Origin of the sequence: Novosphingobium sp. P6W (assembly GCF_000876675.2) — a bacterium.
GTDB lineage: Bacteria > Pseudomonadota > Alphaproteobacteria > Sphingomonadales > Sphingomonadaceae > Novosphingobium.
The window spans coordinates 2,158,122-2,177,508 of the sequence record NZ_CP030353.1 but is presented as its reverse complement, the minus strand read 5'-3'; the positions used below and the strand labels follow the sequence as shown (position 1 = coordinate 2,177,508).

Annotated in this window: 15 protein-coding genes; 6 read left to right on the top strand and 9 right to left on the bottom strand. The window is 64.5% G+C overall.

What is annotated here, in order from left to right; genetic code table 11:
* Positions 1 to 133: 133 nt before the first annotated feature.
* Genes TQ38_RS25445 through TQ38_RS25430 form a run of 4 tightly spaced genes read right to left on the bottom strand, consistent with a single transcriptional unit; the run spans position 134 to position 4,247 of the window.
* Positions 134 to 904 (bottom strand): CpsD/CapB family tyrosine-protein kinase, encoded by a 771-nt coding sequence (locus tag TQ38_RS25445; RefSeq protein WP_052505888.1) that lies wholly within the window; start codon positions 902 to 904, stop codon positions 134 to 136.
* Positions 901 to 2,391 (bottom strand): Wzz/FepE/Etk N-terminal domain-containing protein, encoded by a 1,491-nt coding sequence (locus TQ38_RS25440; protein WP_052505887.1) that lies wholly within the window; start codon positions 2,389 to 2,391, stop codon positions 901 to 903. The genes TQ38_RS25445 and TQ38_RS25440 overlap by 4 nt, the downstream gene beginning before the upstream one ends.
* A 10-nt stretch (positions 2,392 to 2,401) precedes the next feature.
* Positions 2,402 to 3,646, bottom strand: coding sequence for a hypothetical protein (locus TQ38_RS25435; protein WP_162792383.1), 1,245 nt, complete (start codon positions 3,644 to 3,646; stop codon positions 2,402 to 2,404).
* Complete coding sequence (locus TQ38_RS25430) at positions 3,627 to 4,247, bottom strand: polysaccharide biosynthesis/export family protein (protein ID WP_236711045.1); 621 nt, start codon at positions 4,245 to 4,247, stop codon at positions 3,627 to 3,629. The genes TQ38_RS25435 and TQ38_RS25430 overlap by 20 nt, the downstream gene beginning before the upstream one ends.
* Before the next feature lie 412 nt (positions 4,248 to 4,659).
* Between TQ38_RS25430 and TQ38_RS25425 the strand changes: the two genes are divergently transcribed.
* Positions 4,660 to 5,376, top strand: coding sequence for a WecB/TagA/CpsF family glycosyltransferase (locus TQ38_RS25425; protein ID WP_043978131.1), 717 nt, complete (start codon positions 4,660 to 4,662; stop codon positions 5,374 to 5,376).
* Positions 5,377 to 5,509: 133 nt separating this feature from the next.
* The gene (locus tag TQ38_RS25420) at positions 5,510 to 6,571 is read left to right on the top strand and encodes a hypothetical protein (protein ID WP_052505886.1); all 1,062 of its coding nucleotides are present in this window, start codon (positions 5,510 to 5,512) and stop codon (positions 6,569 to 6,571) included.
* Here TQ38_RS25420 and TQ38_RS25415 read toward each other — a convergent pair.
* Positions 6,506 to 8,617: a hypothetical protein gene (locus TQ38_RS25415; protein WP_162792382.1), complete on the bottom strand. Its 2,112-nt coding sequence runs from the start codon at positions 8,615 to 8,617 to the stop codon at positions 6,506 to 6,508. The two genes, TQ38_RS25420 and TQ38_RS25415, sit on opposite strands and share 66 nt — an antisense overlap.
* Before the next feature lie 178 nt (positions 8,618 to 8,795).
* Between TQ38_RS25415 and TQ38_RS25410 the strand changes: the two genes are divergently transcribed.
* Together TQ38_RS25410 and TQ38_RS25405 are read left to right on the top strand one after the other, a co-directional pair.
* Positions 8,796 to 10,172 (top strand): glycosyltransferase family 4 protein, encoded by a 1,377-nt coding sequence (locus TQ38_RS25410; protein WP_082057848.1) that lies wholly within the window; start codon positions 8,796 to 8,798, stop codon positions 10,170 to 10,172.
* A gap of 3 nt (positions 10,173 to 10,175) precedes the next feature.
* Positions 10,176 to 11,705 carry an O-antigen ligase family protein gene (locus tag TQ38_RS25405; RefSeq protein WP_043978034.1) on the top strand — a complete coding sequence of 510 codons (1,530 nt, stop codon included), beginning with the start codon at positions 10,176 to 10,178 and terminating at the stop codon, positions 11,703 to 11,705.
* Here the strand turns inward: TQ38_RS25405 and TQ38_RS25400 are convergent.
* Genes TQ38_RS25400 through TQ38_RS25385 form a run of 4 tightly spaced genes read right to left on the bottom strand, consistent with a single transcriptional unit; the run spans position 11,681 to position 16,624 of the window.
* Positions 11,681 to 13,027 (bottom strand): oligosaccharide flippase family protein, encoded by a 1,347-nt coding sequence (locus TQ38_RS25400; RefSeq protein WP_043978032.1) that lies wholly within the window; start codon positions 13,025 to 13,027, stop codon positions 11,681 to 11,683. The genes TQ38_RS25405 and TQ38_RS25400 overlap by 25 nt on opposite strands.
* Positions 13,012 to 14,163, bottom strand: a complete 1,152-nt coding sequence (locus TQ38_RS25395; RefSeq protein ID WP_082057847.1) for an acyltransferase — start codon at positions 14,161 to 14,163, stop codon at positions 13,012 to 13,014. The genes TQ38_RS25400 and TQ38_RS25395 overlap by 16 nt, the downstream gene beginning before the upstream one ends.
* 3 nt (positions 14,164 to 14,166) lie before the next feature.
* The gene (locus tag TQ38_RS25390; RefSeq protein ID WP_082057846.1) at positions 14,167 to 15,303 is read right to left on the bottom strand and encodes a glycosyltransferase; all 1,137 of its coding nucleotides are present in this window, start codon (positions 15,301 to 15,303) and stop codon (positions 14,167 to 14,169) included.
* A 1-nt stretch (position 15,304) separates the two neighbouring features.
* The gene (locus TQ38_RS25385; protein WP_162792380.1) at positions 15,305 to 16,624 is read right to left on the bottom strand and encodes a glycosyltransferase family 4 protein; all 1,320 of its coding nucleotides are present in this window, start codon (positions 16,622 to 16,624) and stop codon (positions 15,305 to 15,307) included.
* Between the two features lie 379 nt (positions 16,625 to 17,003).
* On the opposite strand from TQ38_RS25385, the gene TQ38_RS25380 reads away from it, so the two are divergent.
* Positions 17,004 to 18,203, top strand: coding sequence for a glycosyltransferase family 4 protein (locus TQ38_RS25380; protein WP_043978025.1), 1,200 nt, complete (start codon positions 17,004 to 17,006; stop codon positions 18,201 to 18,203).
* Between the two features lie 3 nt (positions 18,204 to 18,206).
* Positions 18,207 to 19,370: a glycosyltransferase family 2 protein gene (locus TQ38_RS25375; protein WP_043978022.1), complete on the top strand. Its 1,164-nt coding sequence runs from the start codon at positions 18,207 to 18,209 to the stop codon at positions 19,368 to 19,370.
* The last annotated feature ends 17 nt before the right edge of the window (positions 19,371 to 19,387 follow it).

Here is a 19,387-nt window from a genome sequence, read left to right as displayed (position 1 = left end):
AAGGAACGGGGAGCCGCCTCGTTCGACGCGGCCATTGCGATGTCTACTTACTATATTCGAGGCTTGGCGGCCCGCGCAGGCAGCGTAATCCGTGGGGAATTCGCAGACCGCCATCGTCACCTGCCCACAGCTTTCAGGCTGGTTCGTAGTAGTCGTAATCGTACCGGCGGGTGCCGCTGGTCATGGACTTGTTGAGGACCGTGCCGACGATGCGCGGCGCGCCAAGCAGGCGCATCGCCTCTTTCAACTCGCCCGAGGTCGTGCGGCCTTCCTCGATCACCATCACGATCCCGTCGCCCTTGCGTGCGATCAGCATCACGTCGTCAAGCACCAGGGCTGGCGGCGTGTCGATGATGCACAGCGGCTGATACGGCATGGCGCGGATCGCGGTCATCGCGCCCGCCAGCCGGTCCAGCGACAGCAGCGTCGACGAATCCTGGCGAGGTTCACGCACGGGATAAAGCGTCAGGTCCAGTCCCGCCACTTTCTGGCCGACGTCTTCCCACTCGCAATCGCCCAGCAGATAGTCGTCGACGCCGGCATTCACCGTCAGGCCGAAGCGCGTTGCCATGGTCGGTCGCCGCAGGTCGAGGTCGATCAGCACGGTGGGCTGGATCAGGCTGAGGGCGCAGGCCAGGTTCGCGGTGACGAACGTCTTGCCGTTGCCCGCCTGGGTAGAGGTAACCACCAGGATGCGCCCACCCTCGGCATAAAAGCCGTTCATGATCTGCGATCGCAGCAGGATAAAGGTTCGCGCGCGCGGGTCCATGTGTTCCAGCCCGAAAATGCCGTTTTCGAGCAGTTTCTCGCGGTCGAGCCGAACCCGGCGCCGTTCGAGATCGACGATCGTGCAGGGGCTGGTTTGTGCGACGAAATCTTCCTTGCCGACAGTAATCATCGTCATGCCTCCGCTCGACGGGAATTGGGGGGCCCTCGCCGCTTCTGCAGAAACCTGCTGATGCGTTCGAATAACGGCGATGTTGAACCGGAGCCCAGCACCGGGACCACTGCCAGCGGCGGCGCGTTCATCAGCCGGGTGACCGCGCCGACGCCGTGGATCGGACCGGCCAGGACCTCCCAGACGACCACCAGTGCGAAGCCCAGCGCCAGCCCTCCAAAGAGCCCTCCGGCCACCATCTGCATGCGCTTGGGGCGGATCGGGTCACCCGGTATGCTGGCCGCGTTCACGACCGAGAAGCGCTCGCCCTTGTTCTCCGCCTGGAGATTGGCGGTGACCTGCGCTTCCATCTGCTTGTCGCGCACGTCCTGGTACTGGCGCTTGAGGTTGTCGTAGTCACGCTCGAGATTGTTGAGTTCGTAAGTCGCCTGGGGCGCCATGGCGGTCATCCGGTCCATCTGCGAGATCGAGCCCACCAATTCCCCGCGCCGCGCCGCCAGCGAGGATATGCGCGAGCGGGCTGCCGCCATTTCCGATGCCACCACGCCGCTGCCGGGCGAAGGGCGCATCGACGACAAGGCCGCCTCCCTCTGCCGCGATACCGCTGCGCGCGCTGCAACAACATCGGGGTAGGTATCGGAATACGTCGCGGAAAGCTGGGCAAGCCGATCCTCGGCGGTGCGCAGCGCTTCGAATTCGGGCTTGGGCGCCGAGGCGATCTCCTCGCTGCGCGCCGCAAGAAGGCCGTTCTGCTGCATCAACCCCTGGGTTTCCGCATCGAGCCGCGACACTTCCGCGCGCAGCGACGAGCCCGATTGCGCGCTGAGGGCCACCTGATCGGGCAGTGCCCCGGCATAGCGGCTCTCCACCTCGCGGCGCTTGACTTCCAGTTCCACCATCTGCGCGCGCAGATCATCGACGCGGCGGGTCAGGAACGAAGCGGTGCTTACGGCCTTTTCGGTACGCAGCCGCTTGTCCTCGGTCAGGAACATCGCGACCAGTCGCTCTGCTACCTTGTGGGCGGCCACGGGGTCGGAATAAGTGAAGGACAGGTCGAAGGCGATCGTGTCGTTGCCGTTGCCCGATGGCTGGCGCCCGCTGGCGCTGACGAGGTCCACTGCGATCGAATTGCGCATTACGCCCAGCAGGTCTTCGAACGACATCTCGTCCTGCTCGCGCTTGTAAAGGCCGGCCTCGTGGATGAGACGGGTCAGGCTGGCCCGGCTCATGATCTGTTCCCGGATCTTGGCCACGCTTTCATTCGCGTAGTTCGCCGATTGGACGGGGGGAGCGAAGCCGGTGGGTATCTCGGGCGCGTCGATCAGCAGGGTCGCCTGCGAGCGGTAGGCGGGGGTCATCAGCAGCGCCGCCGCCAGAGCCACAACAGTGCCGACCACCGCAGGCACGACGATCCACCAGCGCCGCCGGAAAAAGATGGCGAATATCTCGAGCGGGCTGATGACGCTGAGGTTCGGTGCTTGCTCGTCGGTCATATGTGGTCACTCATCTGCGGATCCCGGGCTTGTAACTGAGCTGAATGCCAAAGTAGGCGGCGCCGATCCGATCACCGTTCACGATCTGCCGGCGCGCGTACTGGACGTTGCCGGTCAGGATAATTTGCGGACGCAATTTCCAGTCCAGCGCGGCCATGGCGCGCACGGCATCCGTGGCGCCGTCGCCGAAAGTATCGGGCGGCCCGGTCGCCGGCACGCCGCCGACCAGCGTCGAACGCCGAAATTCGCCGGAACCGCGCAGCACGAACTTCGCGCCGACCGGCTGCATCACCGAAAGCGATACGATCGCGTTGCGGCGCAGCCCGCCGAGCCCGCTGACTTCGGTATCGAGCGAAGTGGAAAAGCATCCGGTCGGCCCACGGCGAGCCCACTCCCCGTCCTCCCGGCAAACTTCCAATCGTCCGGCAAGCAGTGTGCGGCCTGGCCGAGCCGCCGCGATGCCGCCGGTTCTTTCCTTCTGTTCGCCGGTTCTCGACACGCCCAACTCCACCAGAATCTTGGCATGGTCGGGTAGCTTCCGGTTGAAAGTGGCATAGAGCGCGGCCGTGTTGACGTTGCCCATACCGGCCACTGAGCTGATCGAATTGCGGCCCCTCAGGCCAATGCTGGTGCGCGGTCCCGTGCGCCGCGAATAGCCGAGGCCCATCGATAGCGCTTCGGCGTTGAGCAACAAATTGCTGCCGGTATAATATGTCCGCTCCACCCGCACTTCCGGCGTGAACAGTTCGTATGCGTTCGGGGTCCAGGCCGCATCGATGCCGGAGAACCAGCTGTTTCGAATCGCGCCGGGATCGGTCGCCGCATCGGGGCTGGAGGTCAGCAGGTCCAGCGCCAGCATCCGCTCGAAACCGGCTGCGAAGCCAATGTTCAGATACTCGCTATCCCGGTAACGTCCTTCGACGCGTGCGTCTCCCAGCATGAAATGGCCGTAGAGCCGGCTGTAATCGCGCCGCCTCAAAGTGCCGCCGATGAGCACCGTCGAACCGTTCTGGGTGGTGATCATGACGCTGGGCGATGCCGCGACCTCTACCATCACTGCGCCCGCACGTTCGGTGGATAGCAGCAGCGGATTGGACGAGGCAAAAATCGCCGTGTCCACCTCCAGCTTCGGTTCGGTCCGGGCCTCCGCCGGCGAGGCGGCCAGTCCCGGCAGCACCAGCGCGAAGGCCACGGCGGGAAGCTGACGGCAGCGCTCGGTCATACAGGCCGCATGCTCAGGGAATGACGAGGACATCGCCTGCTCCCAGTACGGGCAAGGGCACATCGAGCCGCCCGGTGTCCATCTTGCGCGCGCCCTTGAGCACTCGGGAAAGACGTACCGGCTCGACTGTCTGCCCCTGCGCTGTCTGGCGCAGGATGATCGCGTTCTTGACGTCGGCGAATTCCGCAAGTCCTCCGGCCATGCTCAACGCCTGCAATACGTTTACGGAGCGGCCCGAGGCGAATCCGCCCGGTGTCCGCACTTTGCCCATCACGTAGAAGCGCATGCCGGTAGCCTCGCGGACCGCGACGGTCACGTCTGGCGGCGCTTCCCGGTAATTGGGAGCAAGATTGTCGCGAATCTGCAGCGCGATCTCGCGCACGGTACGGTTGGCCGCGCTGACGCGCCCGGCCAACGGGAAGTTCAGGGTGCCGTCGGGCAGTACCCTGACCAGGCGCTGCAACCGCTCGTCGCCCCATACAAGGATGTCGAGCTCGTCGCCGGGATTAACGCGGTATTCGGGATCCACACCGCTGGCCTGGACCACCGGAACCACGTCCTTGGCGGCCGCCAGCGCAGGCGCTCCCATGCAAAGCGCAGCGAGAAGTCCCGGCAGCGCCTTGAGGGTGGCCATACTGCCTCGCAAACAGAACATCTCGGTTTACCCCCGTTGTTGAGGGCCAAGTGTACGACCGGCGCACGCCTTGCGTTATTCGTCCAAGGGGGGTCCGATTTCTCACCACACGAAAGGGGATGGGCAAGACCACATCCCTGCAAATCCGTAGGTAAAACGTCCCGGATGATACTGAGATCGCAATAGCCGCGAATGCGGAAGGTAGCCCACAATGTATAACAAAGCTTACTGAAGATTGTGAACCGCACGATAATCAAAAGAAAATAGTAAATCGGTGCGGTAATAGGGGTGAACAGGGATGGAAATGTCAGCTCTTCCGGTCGCTGCTGCGGGCCCGTTGCCCGTTTTTGGTGGGCGAACATCCGCAGTGCAGCGGGTTCGCGGGCACCAGCGCACGTCGGAATTCATCGACATGAAGTTCGCCTGGCGTGACCAGACGCACGTGCTTCTCGATGTCGAGCAGCGCGCCCCAAGCGCACCTTTCGCCTACATCGTCACTCCCAATGTCGATCATGTCGTGCGTATCCAGCATGCCCGCTCGGACCTCTGGCCAATGTACCGCAATGCCTGGATCACCTTGTGCGACAGCCGCATCCTGGGGCGCCTTGCGGCACGCGCCGACATGGCCCTGCCGATCGTCCCCGGCAGCGACCTTACCGTCGCGCTGTTTCGCGAAGTCATCCGCCCGGACGACCGGATCGCAGTGATCGGAGGTAGCAGCGGCGCGATCGACAAGCTGCGCGAGAGCTTCGGCCTGACCAACCTTGTCCATCACAACCCGCCGATGGGCTTCATCCACGATACCGCCGCGACGCAGGACGCGGTGCAGTTCGCGATCGAGGCACGGGCCCGCTATACGTTCATCGCGGTGGGATCTCCGCAGCAGGAAATCCTTGCCTATCGCATCCGCCGCACCGGACAGGCGACCGGTGTAGGGCTGTGTGTGGGCGCCAGCCTCCAGTTCCTGACGGACGAACAGACCCGCGCCCCCCGGATCGTACAGAAGATGTGTATGGAATGGCTGTTCCGCCTGCTGAGCGACCCCAGGCGGCTGTGGCGTCGCTACCTTGTCGAAGGACCACTGATCTTCGAGATCGCCCGGCAATGGCGCCTGCGCAGCGCCGCCTGATCCGGCCGTCAGGCATATGAGGCGGGTCTATGGACTGTGTACGCTGGCGGTTATCGGCCTGGTTTTATGGCAAGTCGGCCCGGCGCTGCCGGTGGTGACGGGGTCGCCGCCAGCCTTCGAAACCGGGAAAATAATGGCCGGCCCTTCCCTTCCCGCCCGTGTTCCGCGCCGCCTGCTCGTATCCGGCCACAGCCTGACCGACCATCCTTATCCCGAATATCTCGAAGGCATTGCAGCCAGCCTCGGCAGGCCGATGGACTGGAACATGCAGGCGTTGGAAGGCTCCTCGATAAAGGATCGGACGATGGGCTCCGGGCCTGTTCCTTGGGCCGGATATGCTGCCGGAACCGACCGGGACGATCGGCCGCTGGACATGCTTGCGCTATTGCGGCGCCCGCTTGCGCCCGGAGAAAGGGCCTACGATACCCTTGTCATCACCGAGCAGCACACTTTGCTGGGCAGCATCGTATGGAACGACAGCCTGCGCCTCCTTCGCGATTTTCATGAGCGTGTGATCGCCCAGAATCCTGATGCTCAGACCTATCTGTTCGAGGCCTGGATGAACGTCGTCGACCTTGACGATCCCTCGTCGTGGATCGCGTACGAACGGGCTGCAGCCCCGCTTTGGCGCTGCGTCGCCGGACGTATAAACCACGACCTTGCCGCCGAGGGACGCGCCGACAGACTGGCGACCATTCCTGCCGCGTCTGCCCTGACTGTGCTGGTCGAGGAGGCTACTTCGCGCCGTCCGGTTCCGGGTCTCGAAGGGCCCGACACCCGGTCGATACTGGCGCGGATATTCCGGGATGACGTGCATCTGACTTCGGCGGGCGTCTATTACATAGCGTTGGTATCATCCGCCATATTGCAGGGGCAAACGATCCATACATCGGTGCGGCCCGAGGGCATGCGCAAGGATACAGCCGACCGCCTGCATGAGATCGCAGCCCGTTTCGTCACCGCACATCGGGCCGAACGCCGGGAGATTCCGGCGGAAGACTGCAGCAGATATGTCAGCGACAGCTTCACGCCGCGGTATCTTGCCTACCAGCGCTCGCTGCAATGGCGCGACTATCCCGGACCCATGGTCTGGCTGAAATGGGCAAGGCTGCGGGTGCAATGGCCCCGGCTATTTCGGCGCCGGGACACCTCCAACCCGCTCTACATCAGCGAGGCGAAGCCCTCGGTCCTCTGACAGAAGCTGTGCAAGGGCGACCGGACGCCCTTCGCCAAACCGGACCAGAGCGATGCGAGAGATATCCTGTCCGCCGCCGGGGCCTTCCACACGGACTGAGCCTTGGTCAGCCTCTGCGCCGAACCGATAAGCCTCGCGTTTTGCCGGCAGGACCAGTGTATCGGTGCCGCCGCCGCCGTCGATGCGCCCTCCCGGGGCGCCACTGGCGATGAACCGATCGTCCCCGGCGGTGCCGACCAGAACGTCATAGCCATGCTCCGTCTGCGTGAGCGTGGACCCGCCCGGCTTGCCAATCATCAGGCGCGCGGGCGCGTAAGCCACCGCAGGGCCCCGCAAAGGCGAAGGAGGGTGGGCGGCGAGCCAGGCCATCATGGCGCTATACCGGGGGGAAGTCTTTTGCCCCACTGACTCCAGCGCGGACCAGCTCCCCCATTTCGAAGGCGTGCCGATGATGCCGAAGTTCATGAAAAGACGCCCGCCGGCCGCAGCGAAAGCCTTGTAGTTGGCGGTTTCCAGCGCGGTGAATTCGGGTCTGCGCTGCAGCTTGACCAGAAAATCGGTATAGGCCTCATTGTCGTGCTGCGAAATCGGCGTGTATTCGCCGAAGCCGCTTTCGTAGCTGACCAGTCGCAGTCCATGCGCCTTCGCCTGCTCGGCGTGATAGCGATAGAGCGGTGCGTTGAAATCGGCGATGCGCTTGTCCAGCGCGGCGACTGCGCGGGCATATCCGCCGTCGCTGTCCTTCCACCAGCCCTTCACGACGGGCACAGTCTCGTCGGTGTTCATCGTCCCGTCGTAGTAAGCGGTGATGGCATATTCGTCGAAATAATCGGAGGCGCGCATCTGCCGCCCCTCGGCGTCGCGCCAGTTGCTTGTGTCCAGTCCCTTTGCCTCCAGCCCGCGCCATGCGAACTGGGTGCCGAAGACCATCGACACCCTGCCCGCACGGGAACTGCGCCGTTCCGGTTCGTTGAAGGCCTTTTTCCAGATCATCCCGACCTGCGCCGCGCGCATGCCGTACCATTCCAGCCAGTCGCCATTCGGGCCAAAGACGCGCCGCGCCTGCGCCTGCGCATAACGGGCCTGCGGGAATATCCAGTTCCACACCTCGTTGGACAGCTCGACATGGATCTTCAGGTCCGGCCGCAAGTGTTCGTGCACATAGGCAGCGAAGCCCCGGACATAATCGTCGCTGGCATTGACCGGCATCGTGAACCACGGCTCCGCGCCGGTACGGTTGGCGATCTCCACCAGCGCCTCGACCGGCACGCCCCGGCTGCCTTCGCCCCAATGCATAGAGCTTGGGCGCGGCCGGTCGGCCCATTTGAGCTGCGGTGCGGCGTTGATCGCCGCTTCGTCTGTAATCGGCCCGCCGGTAGGCGCGAACAAGGCGTTGGTGTTCATCCAGTCCATGAACCGCAGGACCTGAAACGCATCGATCCGCGCAAGGAAATCGGGGTTGAAGGTGAGGCCCGCGCGGTAGAGCGGCAGGTAGTCCTCGCGCACGACCCGGATGTTTCGCAAGGAGGCGCCGGCATCGAGGCGAAGGTAAAGACTACCGCCGCGCCCGGCCTCCACATGCATTTCGCCGGGCGCCTGAGAGACGATGCGTCCGCCGTCCACGTCGAGCGCGGCGATCTGGCCCGTTCCATCGTAAAGGACGACATATCGCGCGCTGGGCGGTGCTGCCGGATTGTCGTGAATGACGTTGACCACCAGCGAACGATAACGCCGGCCGGCAGGATCGGCAGAGGGCAAGGCCCACCCGTCCCGGTCAAGCGGGACGGTTTCGCCGGTGTCGTAACTGCCATCGGCCTGCGGCAGCCACCCGCCGGCGGATTTCATGACATCGAGGGTCGGTAGCGCGGTGCTCCAATAGGCAAGCCCGTCGAGGTTGGTGCCCATGCCCATGTCCGCACCCATGTCGGCCGCCATCCCGGGGGGATCGTCCTTGCTGGCGGCGGCGAGGCTTCCTTCTCCGCAAGCGGCTAGCGGCACCGCGACCACGCAGGCCACGAACAGCCATCGCACGGCGTACCTTGCCACCGGAAATCTCCCCACGCGCTTCTCCCCTCCCAATGGGCATGATCGGATGTTGCGGGCGGCGGCCATATAGTGCCGACAAGACCGGAAGGACGCTGCCGGGACGGACCCGGCGTTCGGGCAAGTCCTTCTTCCGCCGCGATTCTAGCCGTTCGCCCCGGCGCTGACAGGTATCCGTATTATGGTGGTTGAAAGTACCGGGCAGATTTCGGACCATCACGTGCAGGGCCCCAGTCCGGCCCCTCCCCCAAGGCCCCGGCGTATCCTGCTGCTGGCGGAAATCGCCAACCCCGACATGGTCAGCGTGCCCCTGGTGGCCTGGTGCATTGCCGAGGCGCTGGCCCGGCAGGCTGAAGTCCATCTCGTGACGCACATCCGCAACCGCTCCGCGATCGCGGCGCTGGGCTGGAAGGAGGACCGTGACTTCACGATCATCGACACCGAACCGATGGTCCGCCGGATTTTTCGCATCGCCCGGTTTCTGGGAGCGAGCGACAATCGTGGTTGGACTATTTATCAAGCACTTGCACCGATAGGCTGCTACGCTTTCGAGAAAGCGGCGTGGGACCGTTTCCGCCCGGCTCTGGAATCGGGTGAGTACGATATCGTCCACCGGCTAACCCCGATGAGCCCGACGACGCCTTCCTTCCTTGCGCGCAAGCTCAAACGGATCGGGGTTCCGCTGGTCGTCGGCCCGCTGAACGGAGGGCTACCATGGCCCGCCGGGTTTGCCGACCGGATGCTGCGTGAGCGCGAGTGGCTGTCACGGCTGCGCGGGGCTTACAAGTGGCTTCCCGGCTATGCCGCGACCCGGCGCGATGCCGCTGCGATCCTGGCGGGTTCGCTCTACACGTTGTCAGAACTGCCCGCGAAAGCGCAGCCGCGCAGCTTTCACCTGCCGGAGAACGGTATCGATCCCGCCCGCTTCGGCCTGCGCCGCACCCGCCGCGCCAAGGCGCCGCTGCGGGGGGCCTTCGTTGGCCGTCTGGTTCCCTACAAATGCGCCGATGTGCTGATCCGTGCGGCATGGGACATGCTGGCAAAGCGGGAACTGCACCTGGACATCATCGGCGATGGCCCGGAGCGGGAGAGCATCGCCGCGCTTATCAGGGATCTGGGAGTGGATCATGCGGTGACACTCCACGGCGAGGTGCCGCACCGGCAGGTCCAGACACTGCTGGTAGACTGCGATTTCCTCGCCTGCCCCAGCATCCGCGAATTCGGCGGCGGCGTGGTGCTGGAAGCGATGGCGCTGGGCGTTGCGCCGATCGTCGCCGACTATGGCGGCCCTACCGAACTGATGGATGACGACACCGGTATCCGGGTGCCCTTCGACGGACCCGAGGCTCTGGCTGACGGCCTGCGTACCGTATTTCTGGATGTCCTCGCCAACCCCGACAAGCTGGACCGACTGGGAGACGCTGCCGTGGCGCGGGTACAATCGACATTCACCTGGGACCGCAAGGCCGAGCAGATCGGCCGGGTCTACGACTGGGTCCGGGACGGCGGCCCGCGCCCCTCCCTGCTCTGCCCCTCCTTGCTCTGCACTGCGAGCTGAACCATGGCCTATCTTGCGATCCTGATGCTCACCAGCGCTGTAGTATGGGGCCTTCGCCAGCTGCCTGGAAGGCTGCATACATTATGCGGGCCGCACCAGATGACGATCGTGCTCGCGCTTCCGATCCTTGGCACTTTCGGCCTGCACTATGCGATCTTCGCAGCCGGTGTCATCCTTTTGATAGTAACGGCACCGGCAGTCAGCCGCGCTGGTCTGGTCCTTCCCGCCATGCAGGCGCTGGAACTGCGAAGTCAGCTGTTTCTGCTGTGCCTGCCGCTGATGCCCATGATGATCTACACGATTGCCATTGGCGGGCTGACCTTTGCCCAGCTCAACTATGTCCACCTGCTCGGTATCGGTTATATCCTGGCCATGGTGCTTTCGGGTCAGCGGCTGCTGGAACCGAGGCTTCAGGCATGGGACATGCTGTTCCTGAGCATGATGATCGTCCAGGCCTTCATGGATTGCCGAGGCAACGATCTCACCTTTTCGATCCGGGCCTGCAACCAGATTATCCTGAATCTTGGCTTGCCTTATCTGGCGGTCAGCCGCGCTTTCGTTCGATCGCGCTCACCGTCAGACCTGATGCTGGCGTTGCTTCTGGGCGCTTGCATACTGGCCCTGATCGCGACGTTCGAGGCACCTCGCCACTGGCTGCTTTACGACACCATGCCACAAGGCATAGGCGCCGACCCCGAAACCAGTTCCGGCTACGCAAAGCAGCGCGGCGGCCTTGTCCGTTCCCGTGCGAGCTTTGCGGAATCCACCAGCCTGTCGCTGTTCCTGGGCCTGGCGGTCGTGATCGCCGTGGCACTGCGCAAACAGATCGGATCAAAACTCACGTTCTTCGCAGTGCTGGTGCTGCTCTCCTCGGGCGTGTTCTTCACGCTGGCACGGATCGGCTACATCGTCATCATCGCCGGGCTGGTCGCCTGCATGGTGCAGGAGCGGAGATGGGGCGGACTGTTCAAGCTAGTGCTGGCCGTCCCGATCTGCGGCGCGGCGCTGCTGGCGCTGTCGCACGTGATCCCGACGCTGGCGGCATCCATGGGCACGGGCGAGGATGCCGCCGGGTCGGTCGACTACCGCTCCGAACTCCTGTCGCGCGGGCTCGCGCTTGCACGGGAAAACTGGATCACCGGCCTCAGCATGACGGATATCTACGACAATCTGGAAAGCCTGCGGCAGGGGGAAGGGATTATCGACCTGGTCAACCAGCCCTTGACCATCCTGATGCGCGGAGGGGTGTTTGGCGCCTCGCTCTATTACGCGATGCTTGTCGGTGTGCTGGGTGTACTGTTTGTACGCGGACCGGCGCTGGGCCGCGATGCGGCCGCCGCTGGTGCGGCAAGCTTCGCCGGATTGATCGGCCTGATGGCCAGCCTGGTCACCACCAGCTACGGACGGAACGAAACGACTTACGTGGTCCTGCTGGCGGCCGGTGCCGGACTGGTGAGCCGCGCGGTAATGCGCGCTGCTGTCCCGGCAATGCGCCCGATGTTTACGCCTCAGCCAGCAATCAGCATGAAGTAGAGCTTGTCGCCGATGAGGCCAAGGACTGCTCCGAAAGCCAGCGCGCCGATGATCAGCGCTTCCTGCCCTGCCCGGAACAGTCCTGCGCGGCGCAGTTCGTGCCAGCAGTAGACCTGCACCGGCACTTCTATGCATCCCACCGCGCCGACCAGCCCCATCGGCCCGAAGGCGAGGAAGGCGGAGGTCCCGACCACGATCAGCCAGGTCAGGCGCACCAGATTGCCGTAAAGCAACGCCTGCACCCTGCCGACGACGATCAGCACTTCGCGCGCGGCATAGATGTTCATCGTCATCGCAGGCGCCAGGGCGAGAAGTTGCAGGTATGTCGCCGCCGCCTGATACCGCGGGTCGTAGAGCAAGTTGACGACCGCAGGGGCCATGCTGATGAACCCACCCATGGCGATCATGTAGAGCAGCGTCAGGGTCCGGCGGCTGTCGTAATAGGCGTGCGCCATCGAGCCGGGGTCCTCGCGGTATGCCCGCGCGAAAGCAGGCAGCAGGATGCGGCTAGGATAAAGCGTAGTGAAACCCGATGCGACGCCGGAAAGGTTCGCGGCGAGCGAATAGAGGCCGAACAGCGACAGCGGGAAAATGCGCGACAGCGCGATCTTGTCGACGTTCGAAAGCAGCACCTGAATGGTATTGGCGCCGGCGATCGTTCGCCCGAAATGCCATAGCTCGGCAACTTCATGCCGGTCGAAGGCGAACCGGCGCAAGGAGCCTGGAAACAGCACGTAGCTGAGCACGGCTTTGATCGTGGCGCCGACCAGCCCGGCAAAGATGATGGCCCAGTAGCTATGCAGCGCGATGGCCAGCACGATCCCGGTAACCGTCTGGGTGACGGCGCTGGCGATATCGAGCATGCTGAGCATGAAGAGCCGCTCCTCCCGCACCGCGCTGAAAGGGGCGAGCGAGGAACAGGCATCCAGCACGAAATTGATGCCGGTCACCGCAATGGCGATGGTCAGCGCAGGCTTGCCCAGCAGCATGGCGAGGGGTTCGGCGCAGGCCGCCATGGCCAGCGTCAGCACCGCTCCGCGCAGCAGGCGCAGAGTCCAGATGACATCGAGGAGCCGGGGGTCGTCTCCTTGCGCATGGCGCACGATGTAGACGCCGAATCCCACGTCGGAGATCATCAGCAGAATGTTGAGGATCGCCCCGGTCAGCCCCGCCACGCCAAAATCTACGGGTGAAAGGACGCGGGTGAGGATGAGCGTACTGGCAATGCGCAGCACGTTGGAGGCGACGATGGTGATCACCACCAGGCTGACACCGCTCTGGATAGCGCGGCGCCAGGGCGGGTGTTCTAGGACGGTTGCCATGCTTTCAACCCGCCCCCTGCCGGATCATTCGTTTGTCCCCGCTGCCGCACACGCCGCCGCATGCGGCGCAGCAACGGCCTTTCGAACAGCAGGAACACTGCTATCGAAAGCGCGATGCAAACCGGCGGCAGCATCGCTGCCAGCACTGGTGCACGCTCCGGATCGCCGCCCCATAGCCGGGCCGCCAACGTCACAAGGGGCCGATGGGTCAGGTAAAGCGCGAAGGAAGCCTCGCCCAGCAGTACCGGCCAGCGGCTCCGCAGGACCTGCGAAATAGCGCCTCGGCCGTGTGCGAAGACCAGAACGGCGCCAGCCATGAGCGGCAGATAGGCAAGTTGCCAGCGCAGCGACATCGGCAGGGCGGCCAGCGAAAATCCCACCATCGCCGCCGGGATCGCCAGCGTCGCGCATAGCTCTGCCGTGGTCCCTGCCCACCTTCGTCCCCAGTTCTGCCGCCAAGCCCGATGGAGCAGCATTCCAGTGACGAAATCGGCCAGCCTCGCCGGTGGGGCAACGTAGAACAGCCACTCCAGCCTTGGCGAATAGCCCGGCTGCCAGATCATCGCCGAAACCGCGAGCGCGGTGATAAGCATCAGGCCAAGGACGAGGCACAGCGCCAGTATCCGGGTGGGCACCCGGCTCAACCACGGGAATGCGGCGTAAAAGAACAGCTCGTCCGAGAGGCTCCACGATGGCCCGTTCAGCGCGTAGTGAACGGTAAAGTCGGGCGACCATGCGTGCAGCAGCAGCATGTTCAGCCCGATCGTGCCAGGCCCCGGCACCGCGCCTTTCGCCGCCGCCAGCCATGCGAGGAAGAATAGCGCCATGATCCAGTGCAGCGGGCCGATCCGGCAGATTCGCAGCAGGAAGTAAGACCGCAGCGGCGTCTCCCCGCTGGCCAGTCGGCCCCCATAGGCATGGCTCAGGATGAACCCGGAAAGGACGTAGAAGAACGAAACCCCGCAGTAGCCCTGCCGAAACAGCGTCTCGTAGATCCAGCTGCCCCACGATCCAGGATCGGCGCCCAGAAAATCGAGGTGCGAAAGCAGGACCGCGAAGGCCGCCACGAAACGCAGCCCCGTCAGTTGCGCCAAAGCGGAAGATGTGGGGGAAGGATTCGGCCGGGGCGCGTCCACCCATCACCTCGCATCCAGCGCAAGCAGATCGAGATATCTGTCGGCGACCTCGCGTTCGCTGAACTGGTCCAGCCAGCCCCGGGCGATCGGCGCGGGTCTTTCGCGCAGGGCTTCGAGTATCGCCGCGCTCATCCGATCGAGGTCGCCGACGGGAACCAGCGTGCCGCACTGGCCATGGTTCAACGCCTCGGCAGGACCGGACGGGCAATCGGTGGCGATCACGGGTGTGCCGACCGCCAGGGCCTCGATCACGACATTGGCAAGGCTCTCGAAATCGGACGAAAGGACCATCAGGTCCGCCTTGGCGACGTAAGCGTGAGGGTTCGGCACAAAGCCCAGCAGGGCGACGTCCTCGCCAAGGTCCATTTCGGCGACGAGGTTTCGCAGCATGTCGCGTTCCGAACCGTCGCCCAGGATCACGAGCCGGGCGGGCATCTGCGCGCGCACCCGTGCGAAGGCGCGAATGAGCAGCGAGAAGTTCTTTTGCGGCTCCAACCGTCCCACGCCGATAATGATGGGCACCGTGTCGTCCGCGAACCACGGGTGGTCGACCGGCTCCTTCGCCTGTTCGATCAGCCCCTCGCTGACGAGCGGGTTGTAGATGCAGGAGATGGTTTTCGGGTCGATATCGATCACTTTGGCAAGGTCCAGCGCCGTCCCTTTTGATACCGCGACGATCCGGTCGGCAAAGGGGTAGAGGTAGTGCGCCAGCGGGAAGAACCAGTAGCGCGACTGCCACGGCTTCGGCCCCGCGCGGTCGACGGAGGGGAAGCAATGCTCGGTCAACATCAGGTGAAAGCGCAGGCCAGAAATCCAGCGCACGACGATCGCGTAGAGATTGGGGAAACCGAAGCTGGCGCACATGACGGCGCTGGGGCGGGATTTGCGCAGGTAGCTGCGCAGCTTGAACAGCCGCGCGATCGGACCCTTTGCCTCAAGCACGTCGTAGCCGATCCCCTCGGGGATGAGCGTGCGAAACGGCGAATGGGGATTGTCGACATCGACCACGATCGAGGACTTGATGCCTCGCCGCAGGAATTCGCCGGCAAGGTTGAACACCACCCTGTCGACCCCGCCGTTGTGTAGCTGGCGGGTGTAGAAAATGATGTCGACGGCGGGGTCCATTGCTTTCGTCGCCATGTCAGCGGGCCACCTGTAATGAGGGCGAGGCGGTTTGTGCCTCGCTGGTTGGTCTCGAGCGGGCGCGGCTGCGGCCCGAACCGTCGGCGGCTTCCCTCAGCACGCCCAGCACGGCCTGCGCCTTGTCGGCCCAGCCGTGCCCCGCCTGTTCCAGATGACGCCGCGCGGCGCCGCCCATCGAGCGGCGCAGTTCGGGAGATGCGGCCATGCGCGCCATGGCCGCCGTCAAGCCATCGATCACCGCCTGATCGGATGTCGGCTTAACCAGCATCGCGCAATCGGGCGCGGCATATTGCGCGGCCCCGCCCCAGTCGATACCGATCACGGGCAGTCCCACCGCCATAGCCTCCATCATCGCCATGCCGCCGCATTCGCGCAGCGACGGTGTGACGTAGACATCCGTTTCGCGCAGCATTTCCTGATAGCGATCGCGGTCAACGCGTCCGTGCAGGATGGCCCTGCCGGTCAGCCCCTCGCGTCGGATCTGCTCGCGGATTTCCTCGAACAGCTCGCCGTCGCCGACCAGGTGGAGCATGCTGTTGCCCGACCGCGCCAGTGGAGCGAAGGCACTGACCAGCAGGCGAATGCCCTTCCAGTCGACGAAGCGGCTGCAGAAGATGAAGGACGTGGGCTCGCTCGCGGCCTTTTCGGGCACCGGGCGCTGGACCCAGCGTTCGAGGTCGACCGCGCTTTCCATCACTTCATGGACTTTGCCGCGAATGCCGCCGGGCAAGGCGGCGCGGGTCTGTTCATTGGCGACGATCAGCGCGGCGGCGCGCAGTTTTCCGGGAAACAGCCGGTGCAGCACGGCGGAACCGATGCGAGCTGCGGCAATGGAAAAGCGTACCACGGGGCCGTCCATCCGCCGGAACGCGGGCGGCAGGTTCATGCCGCCGCTCATCGGGCCGATAACCACCGGCGCGCCGAGCCCGTGCATGAAGCTGACTGCCCTCGCCGCGATGGGGGCAGGCTGGAACACCACGTCGATGTCAAATTCGCGCACCATGTCGCGGGCGATGCGGCGCATGTGCCACTGGGTTACGATCTGGATCAACTGGTTGAAGACCAAGTCCTCGACGCGGTAAGGAAACCGCCGCCCCAGCCGGAACAGCACGTTTTGCAGCGGCCGGTCCTTCACGAAGCGCACGCGCGCAAACTGATCGGGAGGAAGATCGGCCCGCAGGTCCTCCCGGACCCGCTCATGGCACAGCAAATGCACGTCCTCGCCTCCCGCGACGAACTGCTCGAAATAGCAGCAGGGGAGCAGGGTTTCTCCGCTCAGCCGCAGCGATATATTTTCGGCAACCAGCAAGATCCGCATGTTCGTCTCCGCCAGACCCTCGGCACGCGCCATCACGGCACTGGTGGCCCGGCGGCGTCGGCAGCCCCACGCTATCCGTCATCCGGGCTACGCCACAGTCTACGATCTACGTTGGCCAATATCGGAAGGGGGAAGGACACCACTGGCTTTCAGGGGGCGATAAGGTTGGATGTTATCCCGCATCGCAGCACGGCACTATGATCGAAAGACCGCGCGTGCCGCGCCACGTGAAGAGGAAGAGCATGCCCTTGCGCCTTCAGTTTCGACATCCCACCCCGGCCGCGTCGCTGCAAGGCTCCCCGGAATGACCCATGTTGCCGGAGAGGAACCGCTTTGCGGCCGGCCCGCCCCTGAATCGGCCGGACCGTGTCGAACCCGCGTGGCTTATCTAACGAACGTATATCCCAAGATCAGCCATAGTTTCATCCGCAACGAGATACTCGCTCTCGAACGGATGGATTTCGACGTCATCCGGCTGACCATCCGCGCGTCGCCCGACGTGTTCGCGGACCCGACCGACGAGGACGAGCGGGCGAACACGATGACGCTGCTGGACGGCAACGTCGTAGGCATGTTGTGGTCCGCCGCGAACAGGCTGGTCCGGCAGCCGCGCGCCTTCCTTCGCGGACTGTCGCTGACTGCGGCGACATTTCGCCGCAGCAGCCGGGGCGTTGTCAGGTGCACCGCCTACTTCCTGGAAGCGTGTCGTCTCGCTGACCGGATGGAGCGGGCGGGCATCCGCCACGTGCATGTCCATTTCGGCACCAATCCCGCGACGGTGGCCCGCATCGCCAGCCGTCTTGGCCAGCTCAGCTATAGCCTGACCATGCACGGGCCTGACGAATTCGACGCGCCCGAAAGCCACGAAATCGGCGAGAAAGTCGCCGACGCCCGCTTCGTGATCGCGATCAGCGCATTCGGACGCAGCCAGATCATGCGCTGGTCGGCGCCCAGGGACTGGTCGAAGATCGCGGTGGTACGCTGCGGCAGCGATCCTCTGTTCATGCATGCGGTGACGCCGATCGTCGATACCGGGCTGACCGACAATTGCCTGGTCTGCGTAGCGCGGCTCAGCCCGCAAAAAGGCATCATGCTGCTGATCGAGGCGGCCGCCATCGTGGCGCAGACGCATGAGTTCCGCCTCAACATCATCGGCGACGGGCCGATGCGCGCAGAACTGGAAGAGCAGATCAAGGCCCGCGACCTGGAAGATGTCGTCACTCTGAGCGGCTGGCTAGACCCCCGTACCATCTGGCGCGAATTGCTCGCCTCGCGCACATTAGTCCTGCCCAGTTTCGCCGAGGGCCTGCCGGTGGTCATCATGGAAGCGCTGGCGATGGGGCGGCCGGTGATCGCCACTGCGATCAGCGGCATCCCTGAACTGGTCGACCGCGACACCGGGTGGATCATCCCGGCAGGTTCGGTCACCGCCTTGGCCGACAGCATGATCGCCGCCCTTGAAGCGCCGAGCGAACAGCTTCGCGCCATGGGCGAAGTGGGCCGCCAGCGCGTCAGGGCCGGGCATGACATCGATGAGAACGTGCCGGATCTGGCCGATCTCCTGCGTCCGCTGGCTTAGAACATGGTCGATATTCTCTGCTGGGTGCTGGCCGCTATCGTCGGAATTCCTCTGTTCATGCTGGCGGCGGAATGTCTGCTGGGGGCATCGCCTTCGGTAAAGGCACCCTATATTCTGCCCCCGCCGTTCACCGTACTGATACCGGCGCATGATGAAGTGGCCGGCATCGCCGCCGTGATACGCGCGGTGCGCCAGCAACTGCGGCCCTGCGACCGGGTGCTCGTGGTGGCCGACAACTGCACCGACGATACCGTCGCTATGGCCCGGGCCTGCGGCGCGGACGTGGTGGAGCGCAACGCCCCCGATCTACGCGGCAAGGCTTATGCCCTTGTCTACGGGCGTGAAGCGCTGCGACCACAGCCAACCCCGATCGTCATCGTTCTGGATGCCGATTGCCTGCCCGCAAGAGGCGCCTTGCCCCGCCTCGCTGCGCATGCGGCAGGTAAGGGCGCGGCCGTGCAGGGATGTTATCTTTTGGTGGGAGCACCAGACGCGACGCCGCTGGTGCGGTTTTCCATCTTTGCCTTCCTCGTCAAGAATCTGGTTCGCCAGACCGGCCTGCAACGACTTGGCGGCGGAGCGCTGCTGCAAGGTACGGGCATGGCCTTTCCTTGGCCGATGTTCGACGCCGCGCCGCTGGAAACGGCATCGCTGGTGGAGGATCTCAAGCTCGGGCTCGACCTCAGGCTGGCGGGACGCAAAGTGCATTTCGATCCTCTCGCCGTCTTTACCAGCAGTGCGAGCGCGGAGAGCGCTACCCAAGGCCAACGCACCCGCTGGGAGCATGGCTCGGTCGCGACCATGGTCCAGTACCTGCCTCGTCTGATAGGCGCATCCCTGCGCGGTCGCCCCGCCCTGCTGGTACTGGCGGCGGACATTGCCGTCCCGCCGCTGGCGCTGCTCGCCGGCTTGACCATGCCGATCTGCGTGCTGCTGGCCGTGATCGGGATAGTCACCGGCCCCTTTGCGCCATTGCTCGCCCTGTTGGGCTTGGGCGCGGCGGCGGCGGCGACGCTGTTGTTCGTCTGGTTTCGCTTGGGCCGTGATATCCTGCCGGCTGCGATAGCGAGGCAGCTGCCCCGCTACGTCCTGTGGAAGCTGCCGATCTATCGCCGCCTTGCCGGTGCCAGGCAGACCCTCTGGGTACGCACCAGTCGCAAGCCTTGAGCGCTACGTAGAAGATC

Coding starts and splice junctions, on each gene's coding strand:
- TQ38_RS25410 (WP_082057848.1), top strand. CDS start 8,796: ATGGTGGTTGAAAGTACCGGGCAGATTTCGGACCATCACGTGCAGGGC.
- TQ38_RS25430 (WP_236711045.1), bottom strand. CDS start 4,247: ATGGCCACCCTCAAGGCGCTGCCGGGACTTCTCGCTGCGCTTTGCATG.
- TQ38_RS25400 (WP_043978032.1), bottom strand. CDS start 13,027: ATGGCAACCGTCCTAGAACACCCGCCCTGGCGCCGCGCTATCCAGAGC.
- TQ38_RS25440 (WP_052505887.1), bottom strand. CDS start 2,391: ATGACCGACGAGCAAGCACCGAACCTCAGCGTCATCAGCCCGCTCGAG.
- TQ38_RS25375 (WP_043978022.1), top strand. CDS start 18,207: ATGGTCGATATTCTCTGCTGGGTGCTGGCCGCTATCGTCGGAATTCCT.
- TQ38_RS25445 (WP_052505888.1), bottom strand. CDS start 904: ATGACGATGATTACTGTCGGCAAGGAAGATTTCGTCGCACAAACCAGC.
- TQ38_RS25390 (WP_082057846.1), bottom strand. CDS start 15,303: ATGGCGACGAAAGCAATGGACCCCGCCGTCGACATCATTTTCTACACC.
- TQ38_RS25435 (WP_162792383.1), bottom strand. CDS start 3,646: ATGTCCTCGTCATTCCCTGAGCATGCGGCCTGTATGACCGAGCGCTGC.
- TQ38_RS25385 (WP_162792380.1), bottom strand. CDS start 16,624: ATGCGGATCTTGCTGGTTGCCGAAAATATATCGCTGCGGCTGAGCGGA.
- TQ38_RS25405 (WP_043978034.1), top strand. CDS start 10,176: ATGGCCTATCTTGCGATCCTGATGCTCACCAGCGCTGTAGTATGGGGC.
- TQ38_RS25420 (WP_052505886.1), top strand. CDS start 5,510: ATGGCCGGCCCTTCCCTTCCCGCCCGTGTTCCGCGCCGCCTGCTCGTA.
- TQ38_RS25425 (WP_043978131.1), top strand. CDS start 4,660: ATGAAGTTCGCCTGGCGTGACCAGACGCACGTGCTTCTCGATGTCGAG.